General features: G+C 51.2%; 25 protein-coding genes. 8 read left to right on the top strand and 17 right to left on the bottom strand.

The annotated features are described in order from the left end of the window. Positions 1-60: 60 nt before the first annotated feature. The 3 genes from CVU71_06480 to CVU71_06470 form a co-directional block, all read right to left on the bottom strand. Positions 61-861: a cyclase gene (locus tag CVU71_06480; protein PKN20098.1), complete on the bottom strand. Its 801-nt coding sequence runs from the start codon at positions 859-861 to the stop codon at positions 61-63. 275 nt (positions 862-1,136) lie between these two features. Beyond that, positions 1,137-1,499: a Rho termination protein gene (locus CVU71_06475; protein ID PKN20003.1), complete on the bottom strand. Its 363-nt coding sequence runs from the start codon at positions 1,497-1,499 to the stop codon at positions 1,137-1,139. A gap of 117 nt (positions 1,500-1,616) precedes the next feature. Then, on the bottom strand, positions 1,617-2,726 hold the full coding sequence (locus tag CVU71_06470) for a hypothetical protein (protein ID PKN20002.1): 1,110 nt from the start codon (positions 2,724-2,726) through the stop codon (positions 1,617-1,619). Positions 2,727-3,058: 332 nt separating this feature from the next. On the opposite strand from CVU71_06470, the gene CVU71_06465 reads away from it, so the two are divergent. Next, complete coding sequence (locus tag CVU71_06465) at positions 3,059-3,850, top strand: acid phosphatase (protein PKN20097.1); 792 nt, start codon at positions 3,059-3,061, stop codon at positions 3,848-3,850. 143 nt (positions 3,851-3,993) lie between these two features. Here the strand turns inward: CVU71_06465 and CVU71_06460 are convergent, their stop codons facing one another. Further along, positions 3,994-4,323, bottom strand: a complete 330-nt coding sequence (locus CVU71_06460) for a hypothetical protein (protein PKN20001.1) — start codon at positions 4,321-4,323, stop codon at positions 3,994-3,996. Positions 4,324-4,403: 80 nt separating this feature from the next. Next, on the bottom strand, positions 4,404-5,084 hold the full coding sequence (locus CVU71_06455; GenBank protein PKN20000.1) for a carboxylate--amine ligase: 681 nt from the start codon (positions 5,082-5,084) through the stop codon (positions 4,404-4,406). A 335-nt stretch (positions 5,085-5,419) separates the two neighbouring features. On the opposite strand from CVU71_06455, the gene CVU71_06450 reads away from it, so the two are divergent. The 4 genes from CVU71_06450 to CVU71_06435 all read left to right on the top strand — a co-directional run bounded on the left by CVU71_06450 (position 5,420) and on the right by CVU71_06435 (position 9,081). Next, the gene (locus CVU71_06450; protein ID PKN19999.1) at positions 5,420-6,886 is read left to right on the top strand and encodes a CoA-binding protein; all 1,467 of its coding nucleotides are present in this window, start codon (positions 5,420-5,422) and stop codon (positions 6,884-6,886) included. 78 nt (positions 6,887-6,964) lie between these two features. Further along, positions 6,965-8,164 carry an aminopeptidase gene (locus CVU71_06445; protein PKN20096.1) on the top strand — a complete coding sequence of 400 codons (1,200 nt, stop codon included), beginning with the start codon at positions 6,965-6,967 and terminating at the stop codon, positions 8,162-8,164. An 18-nt stretch (positions 8,165-8,182) separates the two neighbouring features. Further along, entirely contained in the window at positions 8,183-8,581 is a 399-nt protein-coding gene (locus CVU71_06440; GenBank protein PKN19998.1) for a competence protein TfoX, read from the top strand. Positions 8,582-8,664: 83 nt separating this feature from the next. Beyond that, positions 8,665-9,081, top strand: a complete 417-nt coding sequence (locus CVU71_06435; protein ID PKN19997.1) for a hypothetical protein — start codon at positions 8,665-8,667, stop codon at positions 9,079-9,081. An 82-nt stretch (positions 9,082-9,163) separates the two neighbouring features. Here CVU71_06435 and CVU71_06430 read toward each other — a convergent pair whose 3' ends face one another. From CVU71_06430 to CVU71_06415, 4 genes are all read right to left on the bottom strand, one after another. After that, positions 9,164-9,907, bottom strand: a complete 744-nt coding sequence (locus tag CVU71_06430; protein ID PKN19996.1) for an acetylpolyamine aminohydrolase — start codon at positions 9,905-9,907, stop codon at positions 9,164-9,166. Between the two features lie 117 nt (positions 9,908-10,024). After that, complete coding sequence (locus tag CVU71_06425; protein PKN19995.1) at positions 10,025-10,462, bottom strand: NUDIX hydrolase; 438 nt, start codon at positions 10,460-10,462, stop codon at positions 10,025-10,027. Next, on the bottom strand, positions 10,459-11,235 hold the full coding sequence (locus CVU71_06420) for a hypothetical protein (protein ID PKN19994.1): 777 nt from the start codon (positions 11,233-11,235) through the stop codon (positions 10,459-10,461). Before CVU71_06420 ends, CVU71_06425 begins: the two co-directional genes overlap by 4 nt. Before the next feature lie 140 nt (positions 11,236-11,375). Then, positions 11,376-12,140, bottom strand: coding sequence for a sigma factor regulator FecR (locus CVU71_06415; protein PKN20095.1), 765 nt, complete (start codon positions 12,138-12,140; stop codon positions 11,376-11,378). 454 nt (positions 12,141-12,594) lie between these two features. Between CVU71_06415 and CVU71_06410 the strand changes: the two genes are divergently transcribed. Genes CVU71_06410 through CVU71_06400 form a run of 3 tightly spaced genes read left to right on the top strand, consistent with a single transcriptional unit; the run spans position 12,595 to position 15,718 of the window. After that, a complete protein-coding gene (locus CVU71_06410) occupies positions 12,595-12,783 on the top strand; it encodes a hypothetical protein (GenBank protein ID PKN19993.1) in 189 nt (62 codons plus the stop codon). A 2-nt stretch (positions 12,784-12,785) separates the two neighbouring features. After that, positions 12,786-14,762 carry an amino acid transporter gene (locus tag CVU71_06405; GenBank protein ID PKN19992.1) on the top strand — a complete coding sequence of 659 codons (1,977 nt, stop codon included), beginning with the start codon at positions 12,786-12,788 and terminating at the stop codon, positions 14,760-14,762. A 41-nt stretch (positions 14,763-14,803) separates the two neighbouring features. Then, a complete protein-coding gene (locus CVU71_06400) occupies positions 14,804-15,718 on the top strand; it encodes a hypothetical protein (protein ID PKN19991.1) in 915 nt (304 codons plus the stop codon). 205 nt (positions 15,719-15,923) lie between these two features. On the opposite strand, the gene CVU71_06395 is transcribed toward CVU71_06400, so the two are convergent. The 8 genes from CVU71_06395 to aroF are packed head-to-tail and all read right to left on the bottom strand — an operon-like array spanning position 15,924 to position 24,352. Next, positions 15,924-16,697: a prephenate dehydrogenase/arogenate dehydrogenase family protein gene (locus CVU71_06395; protein ID PKN19990.1), complete on the bottom strand. Its 774-nt coding sequence runs from the start codon at positions 16,695-16,697 to the stop codon at positions 15,924-15,926. After that, complete coding sequence (locus CVU71_06390) at positions 16,694-17,770, bottom strand: chorismate synthase (protein PKN19989.1); 1,077 nt, start codon at positions 17,768-17,770, stop codon at positions 16,694-16,696. The genes CVU71_06395 and CVU71_06390 overlap by 4 nt, the downstream gene beginning before the upstream one ends. Positions 17,771-17,781: 11 nt before the next feature. Beyond that, positions 17,782-18,351, bottom strand: a complete 570-nt coding sequence (locus CVU71_06385; protein PKN19988.1) for a shikimate kinase — start codon at positions 18,349-18,351, stop codon at positions 17,782-17,784. Next, entirely contained in the window at positions 18,348-19,604 is a 1,257-nt protein-coding gene (gene aroA / locus CVU71_06380; protein PKN19987.1) for a 3-phosphoshikimate 1-carboxyvinyltransferase, read from the bottom strand. The genes CVU71_06385 and aroA overlap by 4 nt, the downstream gene beginning before the upstream one ends. Further along, positions 19,594-21,159: a hypothetical protein gene (locus CVU71_06375; GenBank protein PKN19986.1), complete on the bottom strand. Its 1,566-nt coding sequence runs from the start codon at positions 21,157-21,159 to the stop codon at positions 19,594-19,596. The genes aroA and CVU71_06375 overlap by 11 nt, the downstream gene beginning before the upstream one ends. Continuing rightward, positions 21,156-22,235: a prephenate dehydratase gene (locus CVU71_06370; GenBank protein PKN19985.1), complete on the bottom strand. Its 1,080-nt coding sequence runs from the start codon at positions 22,233-22,235 to the stop codon at positions 21,156-21,158. The genes CVU71_06375 and CVU71_06370 overlap by 4 nt, the downstream gene beginning before the upstream one ends. Further along, the gene (aroB, locus tag CVU71_06365) at positions 22,232-23,326 is read right to left on the bottom strand and encodes a 3-dehydroquinate synthase (protein ID PKN19984.1); all 1,095 of its coding nucleotides are present in this window, start codon (positions 23,324-23,326) and stop codon (positions 22,232-22,234) included. Before aroB ends, CVU71_06370 begins: the two co-directional genes overlap by 4 nt. Positions 23,327-23,341: 15 nt before the next feature. Continuing rightward, positions 23,342-24,352 carry a 3-deoxy-7-phosphoheptulonate synthase gene (gene aroF / locus CVU71_06360; protein ID PKN19983.1) on the bottom strand — a complete coding sequence of 337 codons (1,011 nt, stop codon included), beginning with the start codon at positions 24,350-24,352 and terminating at the stop codon, positions 23,342-23,344. Positions 24,353-24,480: the final 128 nt, after the last annotated feature.

Raw genomic sequence — 24,480 nt, 5'->3', positions numbered from 1 at the left:
ATTATAACGAGAGTGTCGATCCGGAGGGTTGATCCACGCAAGCGGTGGTCAGCCTGCCATCTACGGCAGGATGGCAAAAACGCGGGCGGGAAAACCGGACCCGCCCAGCGGCTTGGGAAAGGCCGCGACCAGCAGGGCGCCTGCCTCCGGCACTTCGGATAAATTTGTCAAAAGCTCAATTTGGTAGTGGTTCTGCTGCAATATGTATTTCTCCAGTGAATAATCATTTTTGGACGTCGCCATGCCGGGGTCCGTATCGGTCGTCTCATGACCGGAAGCAGTGATCCTGCGATCTTCATACAAATATCTAAGAACTTCCAGACTCCAGCCGGGGTAATGGGCGACACCATCAGCATCTTTGTTCTGCATGGCTTTCATATCGGGCCACCGCCTGCACCAATCCGAGCGCATCGCCACAAAAGCCCCCGCAGGGATTCTGCCATGCCGCTTTTCCCATAGCTTTACGTCTTCCATTGAGATGACATAGTCCGGATTTTTCGCCACCTTCTCGTGAACATCAATCACAACCAGCGGCATAATCATTTCTTTCACATCGATCCGGTCTACAGTCCGCATGCCGGAAACGAAGTGTGCAGGAGCGTCCACATGGGTTCCCCATTGGCCGACGAAAGTAAAGGATTGCGCATAAAAGCCGTGACCCAATCGCCCCTCACCAGGCTCATACCCGTAAAGAATTTCTCTCTTCTCATCAGGAAAGCCGGGCCAATGCGGGATTCCGGGCGCGAAAGCATGGGTGAGATCGACAAACCTCTTGGCCCTGATTACTTGTCCCGCATCTGCAAGGCTAATCCTTTCGGCAACCGGACAGCAGGAAACCAAACCTAAAAACATCCAAGTCATCAAAATAAATAGTGTATCTATTCTGTTACGTTTCATGAAAGACCTGCTACCATCTCGTTTCTTTCTTCCTTATTGGAACTGGTTCTTTATACAAAATCGAATTTAGGAATGGTTTTCTTTCTACATAAAGACTCATTTAAATCAAACAAATTTTAATTATTAACTCTCACAAAAACTCATTATTGTCGGGAAATAAAAAATAAGGGCAAGATGTTGCGTGCAATCATCTTGCCCTTTCCTCTCAACCTTCAGTCTATAGTCTTCAGCCTCTGCCCTTACGCTTCCGCCACCCGGCGGGAGATTTTTTTCAACCGGCTGATCTGGTGGCGCAGCAGGACGGCTTTTGCAGTTTCGCTATCCTCCATTGCCTGCCAGTGCAGGACTTTCAATTCGCGGATTTTTGCTTTGACTTCGGGTTTGGTCATTTTGATCTTTCCTTTGGGTTTGTGCTTGTGCACGTGCCCTTCATCCTTGATGCCCTTGGCTTCCTTAATGAAGGCGACCAACTCTTCTTTCTTCATGTCGTGGACCGCCCGCTCATGGGGAAACTCGGCGGCCAGCTCCCGCAGTTCTTTAACGGTCAGTTTGTCCAGGTGTTTTTCGTCGTGATTTTTTTTATGGTGAGTTTCTTCCGACATCGCGCATAGACCTCCTTTGTTATATTTGGGGAATCAACTTGCAATGCAAAAAAATAAATGAGTAACTTTTATATACCACAACCCCGGCTTCAGTGCAACCGAGACGATCCGACGCCGTCAGGAAAATCTGTCCACCAGTTTTCGCGTAATTCTGCCACCCAGCGTTTCTTTTGTTTTGAGCGCGCCATAGGGGCAAACCTCCACACAGCAATAGCAGCGGATGCACTTCTGATAATCAAATTCGATGCTGTCTGTTTGTTCCCGGATGGCCCCCGCCGGACAAATCGTCCAGCACTGGCTGCACATCTTGCACAGGGATGCATCGCAGATGGGCCAGGCCAGCGTGTGGCGACGCAGGAAATTCCGCAAAACCGGCGGACCGAAAATCAGGGGCCCGCCGCCCGGCAATTTGAAGTTGGAGACCTTTGGCAGAGCGCCGTCAATATCAAAGGAAGGAATCAGCCCGTCGCCGTAAGCGATTTTCAGCATCGGAACATTTTCATAATACACGCCGAGCATTTCGCACACGACCATATCCAAAGCGAAAGAATCGTCGGCGCCGATCAACACACCGACGGGCCTTGGCGTGCCGCCTTTACCCGGCCCCTCGCCTTCCAGCGCCAGAATGCCGTCCAGAATGGATACTGCGGGTTTAACCGCCTGATGAATGGCCACCAGCAGCCTCGCAAAGGCCATTGTATCTACGCCTGCCCGCATGTGCCACTGGGACTTCTTGAATCCGACAATGCAGCCGAACATATTTTTCACGGCCAGCGTTAAAAGCATCTGGCTGTGCGTTTTAAGCTTGGGAAGGTTGATGATGACATCCGCCTCCACGGCGTCGCGGGCGATTTCAATGCGCCCGTATGGTTTCCCGATATCCACGGCAACCACGTCCTGGAAGGGCGCGCAGAGGACCGGCAACCCTTTGAGTGCTTCCGTTGTGCCGTTTTGCCGGAGAATCTTTTCAAAAGAACCGATCGCCGGAGAGTCGGATACCTGAGGACGGGCGCCCTTTTGCAGGACGTACTCCACGGCAGCCCGGATCACCTGCGGATGGGTCAGGACCGCGTCTTCCGGACGCGCGGCGGAAAGCACATTGGGTTTGATAAGCACCAGGCTGCCGGGTTTGATCCTGTTTCCGGCCAGCATTTCAATCATCTCAAAAATAATCTTTTTGACCTGATCGTATTGATAATCGGCATGACGGATGATGACAGTAGCCATCTCTTTTCACCTGCCCAATCTTTTTGTTTACTTCTAGCATGTTACCCATATGTTGCACAAGAGCCATCGTGTCCGGACGGCATTTCAAATCAGTCTCTTCAGCGGTATCGGGCCAGGTTTTTTTACGGCGGTTACCATCGCCCCCTGCTCATCGTCTCTGTTTTGCGCCTGTCTACCCTGAATCAATGAATCATCATTGACATTGCCTGTACTTTCGGCTTATGGTTTTTGCCAACACCAAAGCGCTGTCAGGGACATATTCAATATCGGATTCGTAATATAAAGATGCGTGGAGCAGAATGAAAACAGGGAAAACATTTTTAATAGCTTTAATGGCGGTCTATCTGATCGTGATGGCCGGCTGTGCCTGTCTTACCTCTTCCCCCATCCCGGCAACAGTTGAAGAAATTCGTCCGGGCATTCTTCAGGGTTATCTGCCGACGGACAAAGCGCCCAACAGCCTGATGCTGCTTCCGGCCCCTCCGGCTGAGGGTTCCGCCGCATTTGCCGCCGATCAGGATGCTTTTGCAACGACGCGCTCCCTGATCAATACGCCGCGCTGGACGCAGGCTATCAAGGATGCCCATCTGAATTTTCCCGAAGCCCCGCAGGCTTTTTCCTGCGCGCTTAATGCACCGATCACCAGGGATGCCATGCCGAACCTTTACATGCTGATGCATCGCTCATGGACCGACGCGATCGTGGCCACCCTGGCCGCCAAAAATCACTATAAGCGTATTCGTCCCTTTGTTGTCAACAAGCAGGCCAGCTGCACACCGGACTGGGATGAAAAAATGAGCAAAGACGGTTCTTATCCATCCGGTCATACGTCTATCGGCTGGACATGGGCATTGATTCTGGCGGAAATTGATCCTGACCGGGCAGACGCAGTTTTATCCCGCGGTTATGCGTTTGGACAGAGCCGGGTGGTTTGCGGCGTTCACTGGCCTAGCGATGTGACGGCGGGCCGGATTATCGGGGCGGCCGTTGTCGCCAAACTCCACTCCGACCCGGCTTTCCGGGCGCAAATGGACGCCACAAAAAAAGAACTAGCCACAGCGCGGGCACAAGGGCAGAAGCCGGCAATGGACTGCAAGGCCGAAGCCGCAGCATTGGCCTTCTGAAATTAACCAATACCGAAAAAAATTATCTGAACTAATTTTGTCATTCCCGCAGATCGGGAATCCAGGATAAAAGCCCTATAAAGCAGCGGTTGCGCCGGGGCATCCCGCTCGCTCAGAATGCCCTGCAACTGAATGTCCGGACGCTATTCCTTTACCGCGCCGGGAAAGGTGGCTTCACACTTATTACTCTCTGTACAAGTCGTCGGGAATGCTTTTCTACACTCTGCGGTCCAGTAATCCCGGTTAGTATCCTTGTACCTGCCGTCGCAATGCCAGGGCCGGCACCCGTGATTAAACTTGTAGCAGGTGGGCACATCACGGAGCACCCCGGCCTCTTGCGTAAAGGTGGCAACGGGATATTCGCATACGACTTTATCCGGACAATTGGCATAGGCGGATATCGCCATGCCCAGACCCATAAAACTGATCACTACCGTAAACATTGCCGCGCTTATCCATTTTTTCGTTCGCATCATTTTTCTCCTGCTCTTTTTTTCCCCGCACGGGTTGTAATCTGTCTGTCGGAAATCCTCACTGCCAAACGATGATAGAATCAGGCCGCAAGTACAATCAGCGCGTCCACGGCTATGGGTTTTCCGTCGCGGCGAATCTTCAGAGGATTGATATCAATTTCGGTGATTGATTCGTATTGCAGGCCGATTTCCCCTACCGTGATCAGGATCTTTGCCAGAAGCTCCGTATCGACTGCCGCTTCTCCCCTGAAGGGCTGTAAGATGGTATTGGCCCGAATCCCCGACATCATATCCTTTGCATCATACATCGTAAGAGGAGCAATCCGGAAAACCGTGTCTTTCAGCGTTTCGGTCAGAATGCCGCCGAGGCCGAACATCACCGCCGGGCCGAAGGAAGGGTCGCGGGTGAGGCCGCAGACCAGTTCCCGGGCGCCCACCACCATTTCCTGCACGGACAAAGACTCGCATCCCGGAATCGCCAGAAGCCGCCGGCCTTCGGATAGAATTTCCTGTTCATTCTTCACATTCAGCACAACGCCGCCCGCTTCCGTTTTATGCATCATTTTCTCACCCGACGCTTTGAGCACAACGGGAACCCCCATCCGGGCGGCCTCCGCGGCCGCGGCCTCAGGAGAAGATGCCAGAACCTCCCGGCAGACGGGCACGCCGAAAGCGGCAAGAAATTGTTTGGATTCGGATTCATTCAAGGCTTTCCGGCCGCAGGCTTTCGCGTTTTGAATTAAAGATTGGGGATCAGTCATGGTCAGCTCCTCTGTTTGAAAATCATTTTATTGCTGATTCATATTTTAAGAAACCATGATCTGTCAACCCTTAATATTGAAAATACCGGCGGATGGCTTCTTAAATCCCGCGGTTGCGGGACGAGCGTTAATCGCCGCAGCTTGCCGCGATGTAAATACGTTCATTTCATATCTCGACAGCTTGCTGCGCGATGGTTGATTAATCGGCAATTATCTGTTAACGATGACCCGTAACGGTGTTCATCCTGATTATCACACGGGAGGAACATTGTATTTTTTTTGCCGGAGTTAGTAATCATTATCTGATCATCAAACCATTTTAGGAAAAGCAAATCATGATCGATTCCATTTACGAAAGTCCTCTTTATCCCATTATCAATCCGAAGAGCATCGCCTTTTTCGGCGCTTCCAATAATTTCATGCGCATGGGCTCCATGATGCTCTCATCCGTTCAGGCCCTGGGTTACGAAGGCAGGCTGTACCCCATTCATCTGCAGGAAAAAGAAGTGCGCGGGCTTACGGCCTATGTCAGTATTATGGATCTGCCGGAAATTCCGGACCTGGCGATTATCGTCCTGCCGACGGACATTGTCTGCCAAACCCTGGAAGCATGCGGCCAAAAAGGCGTCAAGCACGCCATCATCGTGTCCGGAGGCTTTCGCGAAGCGGGCCCTGAGGGCGTCGCTGCGCAAAAGAAGCTGGAAGCCATTGCCCTGGAATACGGCATCCGTTTTCTCGGACCGAACTGCCTGGGTATTGCCAACCCTTGCCTCAAGCTCAATCCTACAACAATTACGGCGGAAGGTCCTCCCGGTTTTGTGGGCCTGGCGTCCCAGAGCGGAAGTTTTATCACTCAGATGTTTGATTACCTGCATCGCCACGGGTTGGGTTTCAGCGCGGCGGTAAGCGTGGGGAATGAAGCCAACGTCGACATTGTCGATTGCCTGGAATACCTGGGCGTATGCCCGCACACCAGGGTCATTACGCTTTACATCGAAGGAATCAGCAGGGGCAGAGAGTTCATCGAAACGGCCCGGGCCATCACACCGCATAAGCCGATCGTAGCCCTTTACGCGGGCGGGTCCGAGGCGGGCGGGCGCGCGGGCCGCTCGCATACGGGTTCTCTGTCAGGACCTAACGAAATCTATGACGGCGTGTTCAGGCAATGCGGCATCATCCGGGCGCAGTCAATTGCCGAACTTTTTGATTACGCCCTTGCCCTGGGAACGCTGCCCAGGCCGAAAGGAAACCGGGTGATCATCCAGACGCACTCCGGCGGACCCGGCGCAACGGCTGCCGATGCCTGCGGCCGGGCGGGCCTTACCCTGCCGCCGCTATCGCCTGAAACAGTAAAACGGCTTCAACCGATGATCCCCAAAACAGCCAGCACGGCCAACCCGCTTGATTTAACTTACAGCCTGAATTCAGAGCAGAACTTCTTCGACATTCCCGATGTTCTTCTTCAGGAAAAAAACGCGGATATCCTGCTGGCTTACTTCCTCTCCCCCGGTATGTTCATCGAACGGATCATGAAAGAAATGGGGATTCCCGCAGAGTCCATCCCGGTTGAGAGGGATATAATGATTATGCAGCACGCGGATGCTTTTTTCAGTCTGACTTGCCGCCACCCCGACAAACTGATTGTCGGCTTCACCTACCGGAGCCTTCAGGAAACAATGGTCCGGAGCCTGCTCGACCGCGGTGTCCCCATTTATCAGGACCCTGAGCGCGCCGCGCGGGCCATCGCGGCAGTTCTGGAATACTATAAGATGCGCGATGGAATGGCGGGAACGAACAGTTGAGGACGCTTGATTCCTGCGCTCGTGTCCTGTAAAATTACCGGCATGAACAATTTTAACAAACGAAAGGGAAACAAAAAAATGCTCACTGAAAGAAATCTTGAAAAATATGCCGACGTGCTTTTGTGGGGACTCGCCACGGCAAAAAAAGTTTCTTTAAAGAAAAATGAAATCGTTCTCATCCAGTATGAACTGCCGGCGCTTCGGCTTGCCGAAATTCTCTATGGTCGTCTTCTGGATATGGGCGTTCATCCCGTGCAGCGGCTGATCGCCACGTTTGGCATGGAAAATAATTTTTACCGGAAAGCCGATCCGCGGCAGCTGACTTTCATTGCCCCCGGCGATAAGGAACTCTTCAAAAACATCAACGGCCGCATTGTTCTCATGGCGCCCCAGTCGCTGACCCACCTCAAAGATATCGACCCCGCCAGGATCGGCAGGGCCATGGTCGCCCGCAAACCTCTCAAGGATATTCTCAATAAACGCGAAGAACTGCGCCAATACAGCTGGACGCTCTGTATGGTTCCCACGGATGAACTGGCGCGCCAGGCAAAAATGTCGTTGAAACAATATACGGCGCAGGTCGTCAAAGGCTGTTACCTTGACTGTGATGATCCTATCGCCGAATGGCAAAAGATTCATAAAAACGTCACAATCATCAAAAAGCGGCTCAGTTCCCTCCTGGTCAAATATTTTCATCTGGAATCGGCAAACATGGATTTGCGGATTACACCGGGCGAACAGCGTAAATGGGCGGGCGTTTCCGGCCATAACGTGCCCAGCTTCGAAATTTTTATCTCACCCGACTGGCGCGGGACGGAAGGCGTTTATTTCGCCAACCTTCCCTCCTTCCGCAGCGGCAATTATGTTGAGGATGTCCGCATCACTTTTGCCAAAGGCAAAGCCGTCAAGATTGAAGCCAAGCAAGGTGACGCGTTCATCAAAAAGCAACTCGCCATGGACGCGGGCGCGCGCCAGCTGGGCGAGTTCTCGCTCACCGACAAACGGTTTTCACGGATCGACCGTTTCATGGCGGAAACGCTCTTTGATGAAAACTTCGGCGGGAAAGAAGGCAATTGCCATGTGGCGCTTGGTTCATCGTACAGCGACACCTACAGCGGCAACCCGGCAAAACTGACGCCCGCGCTAAAGAAAAAACTCGGGTTCAATGATTCCGCGCTTCACTGGGATCTGGTTAATACCGAACCCAAAACGGTAACGGCGCACTTGGCCGACGGAAAAAAGCTAATCGTATACGACCGGGGCATATTCAAAATTTAAGATAAGGGGGCAGGTAAAGTGTCTTCTGATCAGAGTTTTGTTGAATTTGTCACAGATCAAATGGGGGCGGCAGGCAGCATTTCCTACCGGAAAATGTTCGGGGAATATGCCGTCTACTGTGACGGCAAAGTCGTGGCGCTGATTTGCAATGATCAACTTTATGTAAAACCGACTGAAAAGGGAAGAGCCTACATCGGCGATGTCCGTGAAGCGCCGCCGTATCCCGGGGCCAGAATGTATTTTCTGATCGAAGATGCTTACGAAGATCCGGAATGGATCAGCAGCTTAATCCGGATCACGGCGCAGCAGCTTCCCATGCCCATACCCAAGGGAATTAAAAATAAAGAAATCAAACTCCGAAAGCATCCATCAAAAACGGTAAAGACGAAAAACCGTCAATCGCGTCATGAAGCCTGAGGATTGACTGACAATAAACGAAAACACATGGGCAAGGTGCAAAGTTTAAAATTTAAAGTTTAAAGAAAGGTGGCGTGTGCTTTATGAAATACCTCACTGCTCTGGAAGCCGGACAGTTTGCCGAAAAATGGCTGCCGGCCTGGTCGGGCAATAATCCCGAACTGCTGGCAAGTTTTTATTCCGATGATGCCATTTACCTTGATCCGGGCATTCCCGGAGGGGTAAAAGGAAAAGCGGAATTGCTGGCATACTTTCGCAAACTGCTGGCCGTAAATCCCAATTGGATCTGGACACAGATTGAAGGCATTCCGATGGAAGACGGTTTTTTAAACAAATGGCTGGCAAAAATTCCGGTGGGACCTTTAACACTGGATGTGGTCGGGGTTTGCTTCGTCCAATTAAACGGTGAAGGCAAGATTCGCCGCAATGAAGTCTATTTTGACCGCTCCGGGCTGCTTTCGGAAATCGCCAGGCTGAAAACAAAAAAAACGCCGCTGTAAGGTCTCCCGGAGCATCACCCTGCTCATGCGGGGGTCGACGTGACAAACAGCATGCACGGATATCATCATTTACCCGGTGATGTCAGCCGCTCAATCCTTCAATAAACGCCAGGACGTTTTTGCCCAGAACGGCGTGATTGTAGCCGCCCTCCAGGATGCCGAAACAGCCGCCTTTGTTGGCGAGGGCGGTGTCCCGGACAAGCTTTCCCATATAGGTGTAATCCTCCGTCAGGAGCAGCCCCCCCCAGTCCGCCTCATGATTGTCAAAACCTGCCGAAACGGCAATCATATCCGCGTCCGTTTTGGCAAGAGCATTGGTCACGGTTTTCAAATATTCATTGCGGTCGGAGCTTCCGGGATTCAGAATCGTTACAAACCCCGTCGTGCCCAGGATGTTGATATTGCCGTCACCCACGTGCAGATCAAAATCCAGGATAAACGCTTTTTTGATTTTATCCCGCTTTTTAAGTCTGGTCAAAGCAATGGCCATATTGTTGAAGTAACAAAAACCCCAGGCGGTATCGGCGGAGGCATGATGGCCGGGCGGCCGGATCACGGCGAAGCAGGGCTCGGAAAGGCCGATCTCGGCGGCTTTAATGGCACCGCCCGCGGCCAGCGCGGCAATCTCATAAACGCCTTCATGCCGGATTTCCGCAATATGCCTCGGGGTATGCACCGCCGCGATATCCTCTTCCGTTGCCGGCTGCGGTTCAATATAATCCACGCGTCCCGCCAGTGCGAATTCTATGGATTCAATTCTCCCGGGATTGGAGGCGGGATCATACGAATAAACCTGCTTATACTCCTCGGAATAAACAACCTTCATATCATCCTCCTGATGAATTCTATTAACCACCTCGCAGCAAGCTGTCGAAGTGTGAAATGAACGTGTTTATATCGCAGCAAGCTGCGGCGAATTAACGCTCGTCCCGCAACAGCGGGATTATATCAGAAATCCAATCGAATGCAGGGCCTTCAGGGTAATCGGCGAAACCTGAAGACCGTCGAGGTCAACGGGCGCGAACCAGCCTGCCTCCTGGGCATCGTCCGCGCCTTTCGGCTCGCCTGCCACATACAGCGCGGTAAAATCCACCACGACAAAATGAAACTTGATTTTTCCAGCTTCATCGCGCTCGATCAGATCCGTCACATAAATACAATCGCCTACTGCCACCGTTACGCCCGTCTCTTCCAGAATTTCCCGGGCCGCGCATTCGCGCATGGTCTCCCCAAGTTTTAACATTCCTCCGGGAATAGCCCACCGGCCTCTGTTAGGCTCAACGCCCCGCTTCACCAGAAGGATTTTATTATCCTTGAAGACCATCGCCCCGACGCCGGTGCGCGGCACATCAGGATAAATTCTGGCGCTCTCCAAAGTCATTTCTTTTGCTGCTCCTGCAAAAATGTAAACCGGCTGGTCACCCAGGGCTCCGGTTTGCCGTTATATACTTTTTCCACAAACTTTATCCTTCTGTTTTTCCCGATCAGCAGAATGGTCGAAGAGCGCGTACCGTAAACGGGGCTGGCGATGAAGATCGGAGACAATATCCTTTCCCATTCCAGATCCACACCCGTGTCCGGCAGGTGAGCGTCCTGCGGAACATGACAATCCGTAAGCACGGCGAATAACGCTTCTTCCAGCCTTGCTCCTTTTTGCGGAAGCGCCGCTTTCAGCAGTTTTGTGCCCCGCCTTACTTTCGGCCAGGGTGTATCGAGCAGGCGGTTGCTCAACCCGTAGATGCCGGCGGAAAGTTTTTGGAGCTCTCCCCGGTTGGAATAGACAAACAGTTCGTTTGCATCTCCCAGCAGCATATTAAAGCCGTTATAGTTCTGCGCCTGCGGGGCTATTTTCTGTAAATACTTGTCCGCAGCGGATGATCCTGTCAGGTAGCGGCTGACCAGTTTGCCGCGGGAAGGCGCCTGATCTTTCCAAGAGGCCGGATCGCGGTAATTGGTAATGGCCGCAAATTTCCCCTCACGGGTGACGCCCAGCCACGTGCCTTTTTCTTTCAGATCAATTCCCGCCAGCACCTGAGGATTTTTCGTCCAGAAATCAGCGGGGGTTGACGGCCGATCATAAAATTCGTCACGGTTGGCCGCCAGAATCAAGCGGTATGAGGGATGAACATTATAGGCAAAAAGGATCAGGCACATAAAAAACCTCTAGGATACAGGCTGAAGACTGAAGGCTGAAGATCCATTTTGTGAGCCTTCGGCCTTTTTATTCTTTTCTGGATGCCGCCCTTCTAAGGCATGATGGTGCGTTTCGCACCTTTCAAATTGACCTCCAGCCTTCAGCCTTCGGTCTTCAGCCTATTTAATATCTTCGTCATCGTCGCACCGGCTGCCGCGTCGATGCGCACATCGGCATGATGATCCTGTTCAGTCGGGCCTTTGTTGATGATCACCAGTTTTGCGCCCGCCTGTTTGGCCTGAACCGGAATGTAAGCCGCCGGATAAACAACCAGCGAGGAACCGATCACCAGCATCACATCGCATTCCGAGGCTTCCTGCATGGCCTGCGCCAGCGTCCGCTGCGGCAGAGCCTCTCCAAAGAAAATAACGTCGGGTTTGAGAATACCCCGGCAGTATTCGCAGGTCGGAACATTATCGGAATCGGCATACCGCTCCTTGACAAGGGTGATGGGATAAAGCTCACCGCAGTTCAGGCAAACCAGCCTCTGCATGTTGCCGTGAAGTTCGCGGATGAGCGCGGGGGAGCTTCCCGCCTTTTGATGCAGATTGTCGACATTCTGCGTAACCAGCGCGCTCAGCTTGCCCGTCTTTTCCAGTTCAACAATGGCGTAATGCGCCGCATTGGGATTGGCGTCTTCCATCAAGCCGCCTTCACGCAGACGCTGCCACATTTTTTTTCGCGTCGCGTGGGACCCCAGAAATTTATCAATCGTGAAGTCATCGGGATCATATTTTGTCCAGAGTCCGCCGGGACCGCGGAAATCCGGAATGCCGGATTCCGTACTGATGCCCGCGCCGGTAAAAACAACGACACGCTTTGCCTTCGCGATCATATCGGCAACTTGAATTATTTTTTTCTCCATCAGGTCCATGTTCTCCTTTTTGGCTGTCGCCCTGCTGGTTAATTTAAATACACCAACTCCTTCAAAAATCAAAAAGGAAATTTTCTACTGTACAGCCGCCTCCTATTCTTTAATAGCCATTCATCCGGTTGATGTCGCTCCTGAAGCCCTTATTTTTTTTCCTCGGCTTAAATGCTAAAATTTCAATTTGCATAAACACAATTCAATATAAGAACAAACATCGACATTTAGCTTGACAAAGATATTATCGTAAAAACGGACAAAAATGTATCATAAATTCCCCTTGACAGTTATTATAAAGAGACTAAGCTTAAACACATGTATTGATGCCTAAATCTACCAGTAGGATAGATACGGGGGAACCAGAATTTTGGGGCGAATTTCCAAGGAATAGGATACTTCCAAGTCCGAGCCCGTCAGCTAACCTCGTCGGCATATGGAAGGGACAAAGAAGATGTTTATTCTTCTTTCAACGGATGTATTGCTATTGCGACGATTCTCTGCGTTTGCAACTGGTGAAGAATTCAATTCACCCATTGCCCGCTCCCAATTTACATTTATCAAGCCCTATAATTCTCACAAAAAAACCGACTACGAATACCGACCTATATCCTTTATTTATATAATCGAGGAGGTCCATTAATCGTGGATACATTCGATTCAGTGCATGAAAAAAGCTTGAAGCACAGGTTGTGGCATAAACTTGTTGGAGAACCGCGTAATGTAAATGAACCATCTCTTTTTCACAAATTATCCCTCATTCCCATACTTGCGTGGATTGGCTTAGGCGCCGATGGTTTATCATCTTCAGCATACGGACCGGAAGAAGCATTTAGGACGCTGGGTAGTCATACTTACATAGCGCTTCTCCTTGGTATAGCCATGGCATTTACTGTTTTTATCATTGCTTATGCGTATTCGCGCATCATCGAACATTTCCCACAAGGTGGAGGAGGATACATAGTATCCACAAAAACTATCAGCAAAAGCGCCGGCGTAGTATCAGGCAGTGCTTTGATCATAGACTACATGCTGACAATTACCGTTTCTCTAGTTGCCTGCGGCGATGCCATCTTCAGTTTTTTGCCGATAGCTTATCAAAAATACAAACTCATCTTTGTTGTATTTCTCATTCTGATGCTTGTCATTATGAATCTGCGGGGTGTGAAGGAGTCCGTTATAGCCCTCGCTCCTATTTTTATTGTTTTTATCTTAACTCATATTCTTCTCATTGTCTTTGGCATAGCACATCACGCTGATCAATTTGGGTTGGTATTGAGTCAATTTAACAGCAGTTTCAAACAGGACATCGGAACAATCGGTTTTATCGGCATACTGGCTATTTTTTTGCGGGCTTTCTCATTGGGTGGCGGAACGTATACCGGAATAGAAGCCGTCTCCAATGGCATACAGATCATGAGGGAACCGCGTGTGCAAACGGGCAGGCGAACTATGCTTTACATGGCGGTATCGCTTGCTTTTACCGCAACCGGCTTGCTGATTTGTTATGCTCTTCTTCAAGTAAAACCAGTTGAAGGTAGAACTTTAAATGCAATTCTGGCGGACGAAGTATTCCGCAACTGGCCTTTATCATCATGGATAGTTCTTGTAACAATTTTCTCCGAAGGCGCCTTGCTCCTGGTTGCCGCCCAAGCCGGATTTGTTGACGGGCCGAGAGTTATGGCCAACATGGCGACCGATTTCTGGCTTCCTCATCGCTTCGCCATGCTTTCCGAACGGCTCACCATGCAAAACGGCATTGTATTAATGGGCATCGCATCCGTCATTCTGCTCTTCTATACAAACGGTTCTATATCTGCTCTTATAGTCATGTATTCCATTAACGTGTTCTTGACATTTTCCTTATCCGAGTTTGGGATGATACGTTTTTTCCTTCGCGACAGAGAAAAAGATAGAAATTGGAAGAGACACATAATTATTCATGTAATCGGGTTTATTCTTTGTATGATAATACTCTGTGTCATTCTCTACGAGAAATTTGGTGAAGGCGGTTGGATAACATTAGTTATAACATCTATTTTAATCACTTCATGCTATTTGATTAATAAGCATTATCTTAACGTTCGTGGCGAAGCGCGAAAGCTGGAAAATATTTTGCAGAAAATCCATCCCGGCAAAAAATACAACAACGAACCACTGAATCCAAAAGAACCCACGGCAATCATTCTTGTGAGCGGGTTCAACGGATTCGGCCTGCATACATTTTTTTCAATTAACCGTAAATTTCCGCATTTCTATAAAAACTTTATTTTTGTTTCGATCGCAGAAGTAGATCAGGCCGCATTCAAAGGATCTGCAGAAATGGAACAACTCAGAATTGCGGTTGAAAACGGCTTAAAAAAATATGTAGAACTTGTCCGCTCCTTCGGCATGCCGGCAGAATACAGGATGGATGCCGGAACGGATGTGGTCGAAACAGCCACTCAGGTGTGCCAGTCGTTAGCGAAAGAATTTCCAAAATCCATGGTTTTCACAGGAAAATTAATTTTCCATCAGGAACATTTTTATCAAAGGGCACTGCATAATGAGACAGCTTACGCTATTCAAAGACGCTTACAATGGGATGGAATTGAATCGGTCATTATGCCGATCAGGGTTTAATCTTTATAAAATAAATAAGACAGTTGATTGAAAGGAGGTAAATGCTCATGAACAAAATAGATGAAGGTTTTAATTTAGAGCCTTTTTTCAGCAGAGGTAAAGGCTTTAACAAAGAAACAATTAAAAAAACAAGGCGATTTCTAGTCGTTCTGGTAATGTTGACTCTCACTACCATTCTGAATATATTCCTGGAACAATTCATTCAGCCGTCTTCTCTGATTTTTGTTTATCTTGTCCCCGCGATTGCAGGAGCAATTTATTTTGGAACCTGGGCCTCGGTATTATCTTTTACTGCCGGTTTCCTTATATTCGACTTTGTTTTTGTCAAACCATACTATACTCTTCATATTTCAAATCCACAGGATGTCTATAATGTCATCGTCTATTTCACCTGCGCTATTCTTATTTCATATCTCATAAATATTGTTACCCGTCAGAATATATTCCTGAAAGACAGACTGAATCGCGTATACCTGATCGAAGACATGAGCAGAGATTTACTGGCACTTATCCCTATCGAACAAACGTATACAGTCCAAAACATCACGTTTTCTCTGCGAACAGCTGTATTCAACCAATTGGGACAGCTTACTTTAAGATACGCAAAAATGATTTTGGATGTCCCGTCTCTTGTTTTTTTTCGGGAAGATGACGGCACTCTGAAGGTTTGTGCCAAAAGCAGTGTAGATCTCGAACTTACCGAACAAGATAATGCTGCTGCGAACTGGACATTCGCCAATGGGGAGGTTTCCGGTGCAGGAACACATACCTACTCAGATAATAAATTCTATTTTATCCCCATGAAATATCTTGAGGGGACTGTTGGAGTTATCGGAATCTTATATAATTCTAAAGATCTTTTCCCTGAACAGCAACGCCTTTTGGAAACCATCTCCAATTTGGTAACAATAGTTGCCACGACGTGGATGAGCATGAAATCCAAGGGAGACCGATAGGTTCTTCATTATGTTGTTTAGAAATTCCCTTTAAACGACATCATTTCAAATGGTAATCATCAATTCCGAAAACTGGATTCCAGGAAACAGTTGTAGGTGTAACAAGAGATAATCACATCAACTGGAGGAACCTCAAAACCTCAATCGATCCGGTTATCCTCGACATGGTCATGCCGGATGTCAGCGAGAGAATTTGAAGACAGGATCAGAACAATTTTTTCGCGGCGGCTTCCATGGCGATCTTCAATTCCGCGCCGTCCCCCGCCTTAAGCGTTGAGCGGATATCCCGAACAACCTGTTCGCAGGTTTTCAGCACGTTATCCCGGTCAGGATTCCGGGCAATAATATCGGCGTAAAGTTCAGGGCTTTCCGTGAATACTTTTTTGACAATATCCATTTTGGCCTTAAAAACGGGCGTTGCAAATTGACTGATCTCGGCCATTGGAATTCCTGTTTCGGCGATCGCCAGCCCCAGGGCAATGGTATTGAGATGATTGAGCGCCTGTACAACAGACATCATCCGGTCATGCTCGGCAGGCGTTCTTTCCAGAATCGTATAGCCGGTTTTTGTAAAGATATTTTTAATCCAGTCGTACCAGGCATCACCCCGCCCCCGGGACAAAACAATGTTATGCCCCGCAGCCGACGAAATGGACGGACCGAACAGCGGGTGGCAGCCGACCACGCAGGCGTCGGAATGCGCGAGCATCAACGCCACCGGCTCTTTTTTCAGCGACGTTAAATCCATCAATAACTGGCTCTTTTTCAACAGCGGACCGACCTCCGCAATCACGCCGGCCGTCGCCGCGATCGGCACGGATACCACCACGACATCGCAAACGTTTGCCGCATCCTTGGCCGTCATGACCGTTTTTCTTCCGGTTACGTGAACAGTGCAGCCTTCCCCGGCCAGCAGATCGGCAAGCCAGCGCCCCATGCCGTTTGTTCCGCCGATAATGCCTACGGTAATTTTTTTCATCGGGTTTGCGCTTTCTGCCGCAGCCAGTGGTCGGCAAGCACAAGGCTGACCATGGCTTCGCACACCGGCACAATCCGCGGAACGACGCAGATATCGTGACGCCCCTGTATTTCAATGGACCGCTCCCGGCCTTCCATGTCGCGTGTCTGCTGCGGCAGGGCAATTGACGGAATCGGCTTGCAGTAAACCCGGACAACAATGTCCTGACCGGTTGTAATGCCGGCCAGGATGCCGCCGGCGGAATTTTTGGCAAAACCTTCGGCATCCATCGGATCGTTGATTTCGGAGCCTTTTTTGAAAGCCGCCGCGCAACCCTCGCCTATTTCCACGGCCTTCACCGTCCCAATGCTCATCAGGGCTGCCGCCAGATCCGCATCCATCTTATCGAACACCGGTTCACCCAGCCCCGCGGGACACCCCCGGACAATAATCTCCACCACACCGCCCAGCGTGTCGCCTTCCTTGCGGACGGCTGCCAGTTTCTCTTCCATAGACGCTGCCGCCAGAGGATCAGGACAATACAGGGCGCTTTGCAGTACTTTTGCCTTTAAATCCCGGTTCTGCGCAACGGCCGCGGGATCAATCTCAATCCCGCCGATGCTTCTGGTGAACGCGATCACTTCCATACCGGCGGCGGCAATCAATTTTCGGGCGACGGCTCCCGCAGCAACGCGGGCGGCGGTTTCCCGGCCCGATGCGCGGCCCCCTCCACGCCAGTCGCGGATGCCGTATTTTTTAAAGTAGGTAAAATCGCCGTGTCCCGGGCGGAAAACATCTTTCAGGTCATGGTAATTCGATGAGCGGGCATCGGTATTGCGGATCAGAAGCGCAATCGGCGTGCCGGTTGTTTTTCCTTCAAAGACGCCGGACAGGATTTCCACCTTGTCTTGTTCGCTGCGCGATGTTGAAGCCGCACCGGATGAAGGTCTGCGCCGATCCAGCGCCTGTTGAATATCGTCCTCAGCCAGGTCCATTCCGGCCGGACATCCATCGATCACCGCGCCAAGCGCCGCACCGTGCGACTCTCCCCATGTCGTCACGCGAAACACGCAGCCTGAAGTATTTCCCGCCATATGCTCTCCTGTTAAGATTTCTTCTTCTGTTTATTTTTTAATTTGTTGATTTCGAATACATGACCTGCTTCCAGCAGGTGCTGATAAATGCTGTCCGCCACCCGTACAACACTTTGCCCTTGCGTGTCCACCGTAATATCGGCAATCGATTCATAGACGGGCAGGCGTTCTTTCAGCACGGCGAGCGTCTCCGCAACAAGGTTTTCGGAGGTAAGCTGTGGCCGCAGCTGTTCATTTCCCGCATCGCGTTCCAGGCGTTCAACAATGTCGGCAAGGGGCGCTTTCAACCACACCAGAACTCCCATTTTTTTTAATAAGTCCCTGTTCTGCGAGGCCGTAACAACACCGCCGCCTGTGGCTACAACACAAACCTTCTGCGCGCCGAGAGACGCCACGGCTGCTGTTTCTCTTTCGCGGAATTTTTCCCAGCCTTCCTGCGCAACGATGTCTTTGATCGGCATGCCCGCCGCATCTTCAATCAACCGGTCGGTGTCCACAAACGGAATTCTGAGTTTTTTGGACAAAAGCGCCCCTGCGGTTGACTTGCCGGTTGCCCGATATCCGATGAGGATGACCTTCATATCTTTGCAAGCTCCTTCCAGAAACCGGGGAAGGATTTATCCACGCACTTCTTATCGGTAATTTCAATGCCCGGGGTGCACAGTCCGGCCACGGCAAAACTCATGGCAATCCGGTGGTCATTATAGGTTTCGATCGCGGCAGGCCGAGCCTTTCCGCCCTCAATCATCAAACCATCCGGCAGTTCTGAAGCGACAATGCCGATCCGATTCAGTTCGGCCGCCATCGCCGCCAGACGATTGCTTTCCTTGATTCTTAAATGCGCAACGTTCACAATCATTGTCCGGCCCTTGCGGAAAGCCGCAAGAATGCCTAAGGTCGGCACCATATCCGGCATGTCGCCCATATCAAAAGTCATATCGCCCGCGGCCAGTTCATCTGGCGCGGACACTTCGACCCAGGTTTCGCCGCTTCCAATCCGGCAGCCGAGTTTTTCCAGAATATCGAGCAGCCGGATATCCCCCTGGGCGCTTTTCCTTTTAACGCCGGAAACGCGAATGGTCTTCTTCAAAAGCGCGGCAGCCAGGAAAAAATAAGAGGCGCTGGAGGCATCCCCTTCCACATCATAGGATCGACCCGTATAAATGTGTTGTGTGCCGACCATGTAGTGGCGATTATCCGTCCGGATAATTTTTGCGCCAAAATCATTCATCACAGCGATTGTCAAATCAATGTATGGAGCGGAAACGACGTTCCCCGTAAGCGAAAGTTCAATCCCCTTGGCGGTATAGGGTCCGCACAAAAGCAGCGCGGAAACATATTGGGAGCTTTCAATATCGGCAAGCGTAATCCTTCCGCCTTTGAGGCCGTTGGCCGCCACCTTCACCGGCGGACAATTATCCTGACAGGAAATCGCAACCCCCATGCTTTGCAGCGCCGACACCAGGGGTCCGACCGGCCGCTGGCGCAACCGCTCTTCGCCGGTCAGCACATAAGACCCCCGTCCCAGACAGACCAGCGCGGTCAGAAAGCGCAGCGCCGTACCGTTATATCCCAGAAATATTTCACGGCATGGATTGGAGATCGCTCCGCCCGTGCCGATAACCTTGAGGCCATAGGCAACGGGTTCAATTTGCGCGCCTAACTGCGTTAAACCCGCCATCAAATGCCGGGTATCTTCCGCAATCAGCGGACGGCAAAGCAGGGATTCTCCTTCGGCCAGCGCGGCCACAATCAAGGCTCTTTGCGTTAAACTTTTGGAACCGGGCACTTCAACCGTCCCCGCCGGCTCCTTGATGACTATCTCAGACTTCAAGCTTCTCCAACCTTTCCCGGACGAGTTTTTTCATCAGAGCCAGAGGGGCTTCTCTTCGCGTCCATAATTTTAATTGTTCCGCGCCCTGATTGATAAACATCTCCAGGCCGGGAATAATCCTGCAACCCTGCGCCTCGGCATCGCGAAGCAATTTTGTTTTCAGGGGATTGTAGATCACATCGGCCACAACCCGGTAATTGGCCAGGATCGCCGCAGCGACCGGTGACTGGTGGATCTGCGGATACATCCCCACGGAGGTGGTATTGATCAGCACGGAGGCTTTGATCCGGCCAATATCTGAAAGCGGATAAAACGGACAATCAAACCGGCCGGCAAGGGCCTTCCCTTTGTCCAGGCTGCGATTAACAATAACCGGCCGACCGCCTTCTTTAATCACGCCATAAACCGCCGCCCGCGCCGTGCCGCCCGCGCCGATGATCACAAAGGTTTTCCCCGCTATGCTGATTTTGTTTTTCAGCGCCTGCATCAACCCCAGCCAATCCGTGTTGTAACCGGCAAGCCGCCCCCGTTCATTCACAATTGTATTGACGGCGCCCAGAGCCACGGCATCCGGATCGATCTCGTCGAGATATTCCATCACCGCCGTCTTAAACGGAATCGTGACGGACGCGCCGCGAATATTCATCCCCCGGATTCCGGCCATCGCCGCAGCCAGATCACTCACGCAAAACGCGCTGTAATGCCCGTCGATCTGCATCGCCTCCAAAGCCTTGTTATGCATGAGCGGCGACAGGCTGTGCCCGACGGGATTGCCCAGAAGAACAAAGTTTGGCGCGCCGGGCGGTAAAAACCACGGCTGGGCCAGGTGTTTATTTTGTTTCTGCAAACTCTGGAATTCCCTCATCACGCTCAGCGTCAACTGGCCGGGCGCCGATTTTTTGCTGCCCGGCAAAACGGCAAAACCCAGATAACTTCCCCAGAGCGGCGCCATGACGCGGCTGATTTTTCCCTCATCGCCCATGCACATGGCAATGATATTGCGATGCTGTGCCTTGGCATGAGCAATCAGGCTCAGCACTTTCAGGTTGTCCGACATCTTCCGGGCGTAAGGAACGATCTTCACAATGTCGGCGCCGGTTCCGGCGCACGCCTGAAATATTTCCTTTAATTTTTTAAGCGGCGGGGTTTTGGAAATATCATGCCAGGAAACAATCACCCTTGTCAGGCTTTTTTGTCTGCGGCAAATAGCTTGCAGTTGTTTGATCGCCTTTTCCCCGGAGGCCAGTTCAATATCAATAAAATCCGCACCAAGCAAGATGGCCTGCTTGAGCAGTTGCATTTTGGCCGTTTTGGTCAGCTCTTTGTGAACGGCTTGATCCGTCGACGGCGGCAGGAGGGATTCTTCCTTCCTGCGGCAGGTGACAATGATTTTGATGCGGGCGGACAGGCCGCGGGCGACGGCCATCAATTGCGCCAGATCGCCGTCAGCAATCAAATCCATGCGCAGTTCGATGGCGTCGGCAGCCAGTGCGCATCTTTCAACGGTTCGAAGCGCTTCCCGACCCGTCGCATCCGTGATGGGTATGCAAATCATAAGCCGTCCTTTGCCCGGGGATACGATCCCAGTATTTTCAAATATATCGTTTTATCTTTCAGTTCTTTCAGACAGGCTTTAACCTCTTTGTCCCGTATGTGTCCGATCATATCCACAAAGAAAAGATACTCCCACAACCTTTCTTTCACGGGATGCGATTCAATCTTGGCCAGATTGATTTTTCGTTTGGCAAAAGAAGCCAGCGCGCTGTGCAGCGATCCCGGAAAATCCGGTGTGGCAAAAATAATCGATGTCTTATCATCTCCCGTGGGCGTCCCTTCCCCATGGCCGATCACCAGAAACCTTGTGGTATTGGAGGGATTGTCTTCAATGCCTTCCGCCAGCATGTTCAGCCCGTAGGTTGACGCCGCAAGCGCGCTCCCGATCGCCGCGGCCGTCTTTTTTCCGCGCACCATCTGCGCGGCCGCCGCCGTGCTTTCCATCTCGCCTGACACGGCGTTGGGCAGGTTGGCGCGAAGCCACGCCTGGCATTGCGCCAGCCCCTGCGGATGCGAGTAGACATTTTTGATGCCTTTCAGACTTTTAGCGGAAGAAATCAGGCACTGGCTGATGCGCAGATACATCTCGGCCTGAATTTTCAGGGGCGTCAGAATCAACCGGTCCAGCGTCACATTGACCGACCCTTCCAGCGAATTTTCCACCGGAACGACCCCCCATTCCACAGCGCCTTTTTCCACTTCGTCAAACACGCGGGAAATACCCGGCTGCGGCCAAAAACGGCTGGACATGCCAAAATGCAGACGCGCCGCCAGATGGCTGAAAGAAGCCGTAGGCCCCAGAAAAGCAATATTCATCGGCTTCTGCAGATCACGCGATGCGGAAATGATCTCCCGGAAAATCGATGTCACCTGACGGTCCGATAACGGTCCGCAGTTGAGATCCTGTAAATAATTCATGACACGGGCTTCCTGCGCCGGATTATAAACTTCCAGGCCGGTCTGCCCCTTCACCTTCCCGATCTGAACGGATATCTGCGAACGCTCATTGAGCAGCCGGATAATGTCCCGGTCTTTCTTTCTCATAGCGTCCCTCAGTTCATCCAAAGATGGCTTCATGTTTTCATTTCCTCCAGAACCTCATTGATCAGCTGCTCGCTGACACTGCCGCTGACAAAGGGCATGCCGATTTTTTTAATCAGGACAAAATGGATCGTGTCATCCTTTTTCTTTTTATCCATTTTCAACCGGGCAATCACCGCGTCCGGGGCAAAGGAAAAAGGAATCTTTGACGGCAGCCCCGCCTGAACGATAAGGCGCTCTATGCGCGCTGATTCATCTTCCGGGAGATAATGCATCTTCGCCGAAAGACGCGCCGCGGCAATCATGCCCAGCGCCACACCTTCTCCATGCGACAGGGCATAATCCGAAGCAGCCTCCAGAGCATGCCCCAGCGTATGGCCGAAATTCAATATTCTGCGAAGTCCCTGTTCCCGTTCATCTATCTCTACAATCGATTTTTTAATCCGGCAACAAGTTTCTATAATTTTCAGAAGACAGGCCGGATCTTTGCTTTTGACCGCCGCCATGTTTTCTTCGAGCAGTTGGAACATTTTATCATCTTCAATAATGCCATATTTAATAATTTCGGCCAGCCCGTTATTAAATTCCTTATCCGGCAGTGTGGAAAGAAAATTTAAATCCGCAAACACCGCCCGCGGCTGGTAAAAAGTGCCCAGCAGGTTTTTTCCCTGAGGCAGATCCACGGCGGTTTTCCCGCCGATTGCGCTGTCGACCTGAGCGATGAGCGTGGTCGGAATCTGAATATAAGGAACCGACCGCATGTAAACCGACGCGATAAAGCCGGTCAGGTCGCCCACCACTCCGCCGCCCAGCGCGATCAGCAGCGTCCCCCGGTCCGCGCCTGCTGCCAGAAGCCTGCCGGTGACATCCATCACCGTTGCGATGTTTTTGGAAGACTCCCCCGCGGGAATTTCCATCAGGGACGCATTCATTCCCGCCTGGACCATGGCGGAAAGCATGGCTGCTCCATAGAGCCTGTTGACATTGCTGTCGGTGACAATCACGTAGCGCGAGGCTTTGTGGTTTTTCGCAATCAACAGAATCATCCGGTCAAGAATATTCTGGCCAATCCGGATTTCATGAGACGACGCTATTTTTTTATCAAGATTAACTTTCAATGATCTCATATCAGCTCCATGGCCTCAGCTGCGCATCGCTTTGGCAAGCTTCCGCACGTCATCCATCATTTGATAGAATTTTTCCGGTTTAAGCGACTGCGCCCCGTCGGAAACCGCCTTCTCCGGTTCGGGGTGCACTTCCACAATAATGCCGTCCGCTCCCACGGCAACCGCCGCACGGGAAAGCGGACTGACATACTTCCAGTTGCCGGCCGCATGACTGGGATCAATCACCACCGGCAGATGCGTCAGGCTTTTGAGCACCGGCACGGCGCTGATATCCAGTGTATTGCGGGTGGCCGTTTCAAAGGTGCGGATGCCGCGTTCACACAGGATGACATTCGGATTGCCGGACGATAAAATGTATTCCGCCGACATGAGCAATTCTTCGATGGTGGTCATCATGCCGCGTTTGAGCAGCACCGGCTTGCGGGCCTGGCCGACTTTTTTCAGCAGGGCAAAATTCTGGACGTTGCGCGCGCCGATTTGCAGCATGTCAGCATAGGTTTCCACCAGATCCACATCCGCCGGATTAACCACTTCGGTAACCGTGGGCAGGCCGGTTTTTTTGCTGACGGAATCCAGGACTTTCAGACCGTCCTCTTCCATGCCCTGGAAGCTGTAGGGTGACGTACGCGGTTTGAAGGCGCCGCCTCTTAAAATATGTCCCCCGCCTTTTTTAACAATATAGGCGCTCTCCAGCAACTGCTCTTCGCTTTCAATGGCGCAGGGGCCGGCCATCACGATGAATTCCGGTCCGCCGATCTGGATGGAACCCACGTTAATCACGGTGTCGCCTTCATGCGATTCGCGGCTGGCCAGTTTGTAGGGCTTCAGGATCGGCATGGTTTTTTCCACACCCGGCAGCGATTCCGCATACTTCAGCACGGCTTTGTCGCGATTGTCACCAACCGCTCCGATGATGGTGCGTTCCACACCGCTGGACGGATGCGCCTTGTAGCCGACCGATTCAATCCAATGAATCACGTCGTCAATCTGTTTTTCCGTTGCCTGACTTTTCATAACAATAATCATAAATCTCTCCTTGAATGAAAAAAGGCCATGGCTTTTGCCCGCCATGGCCTTAAAAAAAGAAAAGCCATGGGGAATCCGCTTTCGATCTACCCATGGCTGTTTTGGTTGATGTTACTTTACCAAGTCCT

The sequence above is a fragment of the Deltaproteobacteria bacterium HGW-Deltaproteobacteria-6 genome, assembly GCA_002840435.1.
In the GTDB taxonomy this organism is placed as follows: Bacteria; Desulfobacterota; Syntrophia; order Syntrophales; family Smithellaceae; genus UBA8904.
This window is presented reverse-complemented; position numbering and strand designations above follow the sequence as displayed.

Coding starts and splice junctions, on each gene's coding strand:
- CVU71_06445 (PKN20096.1), top strand. CDS start 6,965: ATGCTCACTGAAAGAAATCTTGAAAAATATGCCGACGTGCTTTTGTGG.
- CVU71_06460 (PKN20001.1), bottom strand. CDS start 4,323: ATGCGAACGAAAAAATGGATAAGCGCGGCAATGTTTACGGTAGTGATC.
- CVU71_06435 (PKN19997.1), top strand. CDS start 8,665: ATGAAATACCTCACTGCTCTGGAAGCCGGACAGTTTGCCGAAAAATGG.
- CVU71_06410 (PKN19993.1), top strand. CDS start 12,595: ATGTTTATTCTTCTTTCAACGGATGTATTGCTATTGCGACGATTCTCT.
- CVU71_06480 (PKN20098.1), bottom strand. CDS start 861: ATGACTTGGATGTTTTTAGGTTTGGTTTCCTGCTGTCCGGTTGCCGAA.
- aroB (PKN19984.1), bottom strand. CDS start 23,326: ATGAGATCATTGAAAGTTAATCTTGATAAAAAAATAGCGTCGTCTCAT.
- CVU71_06415 (PKN20095.1), bottom strand. CDS start 12,140: ATGGAGAAAAAAATAATTCAAGTTGCCGATATGATCGCGAAGGCAAAG.
- CVU71_06430 (PKN19996.1), bottom strand. CDS start 9,907: ATGAAGGTTGTTTATTCCGAGGAGTATAAGCAGGTTTATTCGTATGAT.
- CVU71_06450 (PKN19999.1), top strand. CDS start 5,420: ATGATCGATTCCATTTACGAAAGTCCTCTTTATCCCATTATCAATCCG.
- CVU71_06470 (PKN20002.1), bottom strand. CDS start 2,726: ATGGCTACTGTCATCATCCGTCATGCCGATTATCAATACGATCAGGTC.
- CVU71_06475 (PKN20003.1), bottom strand. CDS start 1,499: ATGTCGGAAGAAACTCACCATAAAAAAAATCACGACGAAAAACACCTG.
- CVU71_06370 (PKN19985.1), bottom strand. CDS start 22,235: ATGAAGCCATCTTTGGATGAACTGAGGGACGCTATGAGAAAGAAAGAC.
- CVU71_06455 (PKN20000.1), bottom strand. CDS start 5,084: ATGACTGATCCCCAATCTTTAATTCAAAACGCGAAAGCCTGCGGCCGG.
- CVU71_06425 (PKN19995.1), bottom strand. CDS start 10,462: ATGACTTTGGAGAGCGCCAGAATTTATCCTGATGTGCCGCGCACCGGC.
- CVU71_06395 (PKN19990.1), bottom strand. CDS start 16,697: ATGAAAAAAATTACCGTAGGCATTATCGGCGGAACAAACGGCATGGGG.
- CVU71_06465 (PKN20097.1), top strand. CDS start 3,059: ATGGCGGTCTATCTGATCGTGATGGCCGGCTGTGCCTGTCTTACCTCT.
- CVU71_06400 (PKN19991.1), top strand. CDS start 14,804: ATGCTCATGAACAAAATAGATGAAGGTTTTAATTTAGAGCCTTTTTTC.
- CVU71_06390 (PKN19989.1), bottom strand. CDS start 17,770: ATGGCGGGAAATACTTCAGGCTGCGTGTTTCGCGTGACGACATGGGGA.
- CVU71_06420 (PKN19994.1), bottom strand. CDS start 11,235: ATGTGCCTGATCCTTTTTGCCTATAATGTTCATCCCTCATACCGCTTG.
- CVU71_06385 (PKN19988.1), bottom strand. CDS start 18,351: ATGAAGGTCATCCTCATCGGATATCGGGCAACCGGCAAGTCAACCGCA.
- aroF (PKN19983.1), bottom strand. CDS start 24,352: ATGATTATTGTTATGAAAAGTCAGGCAACGGAAAAACAGATTGACGAC.
- CVU71_06375 (PKN19986.1), bottom strand. CDS start 21,159: ATGATTTGCATACCCATCACGGATGCGACGGGTCGGGAAGCGCTTCGA.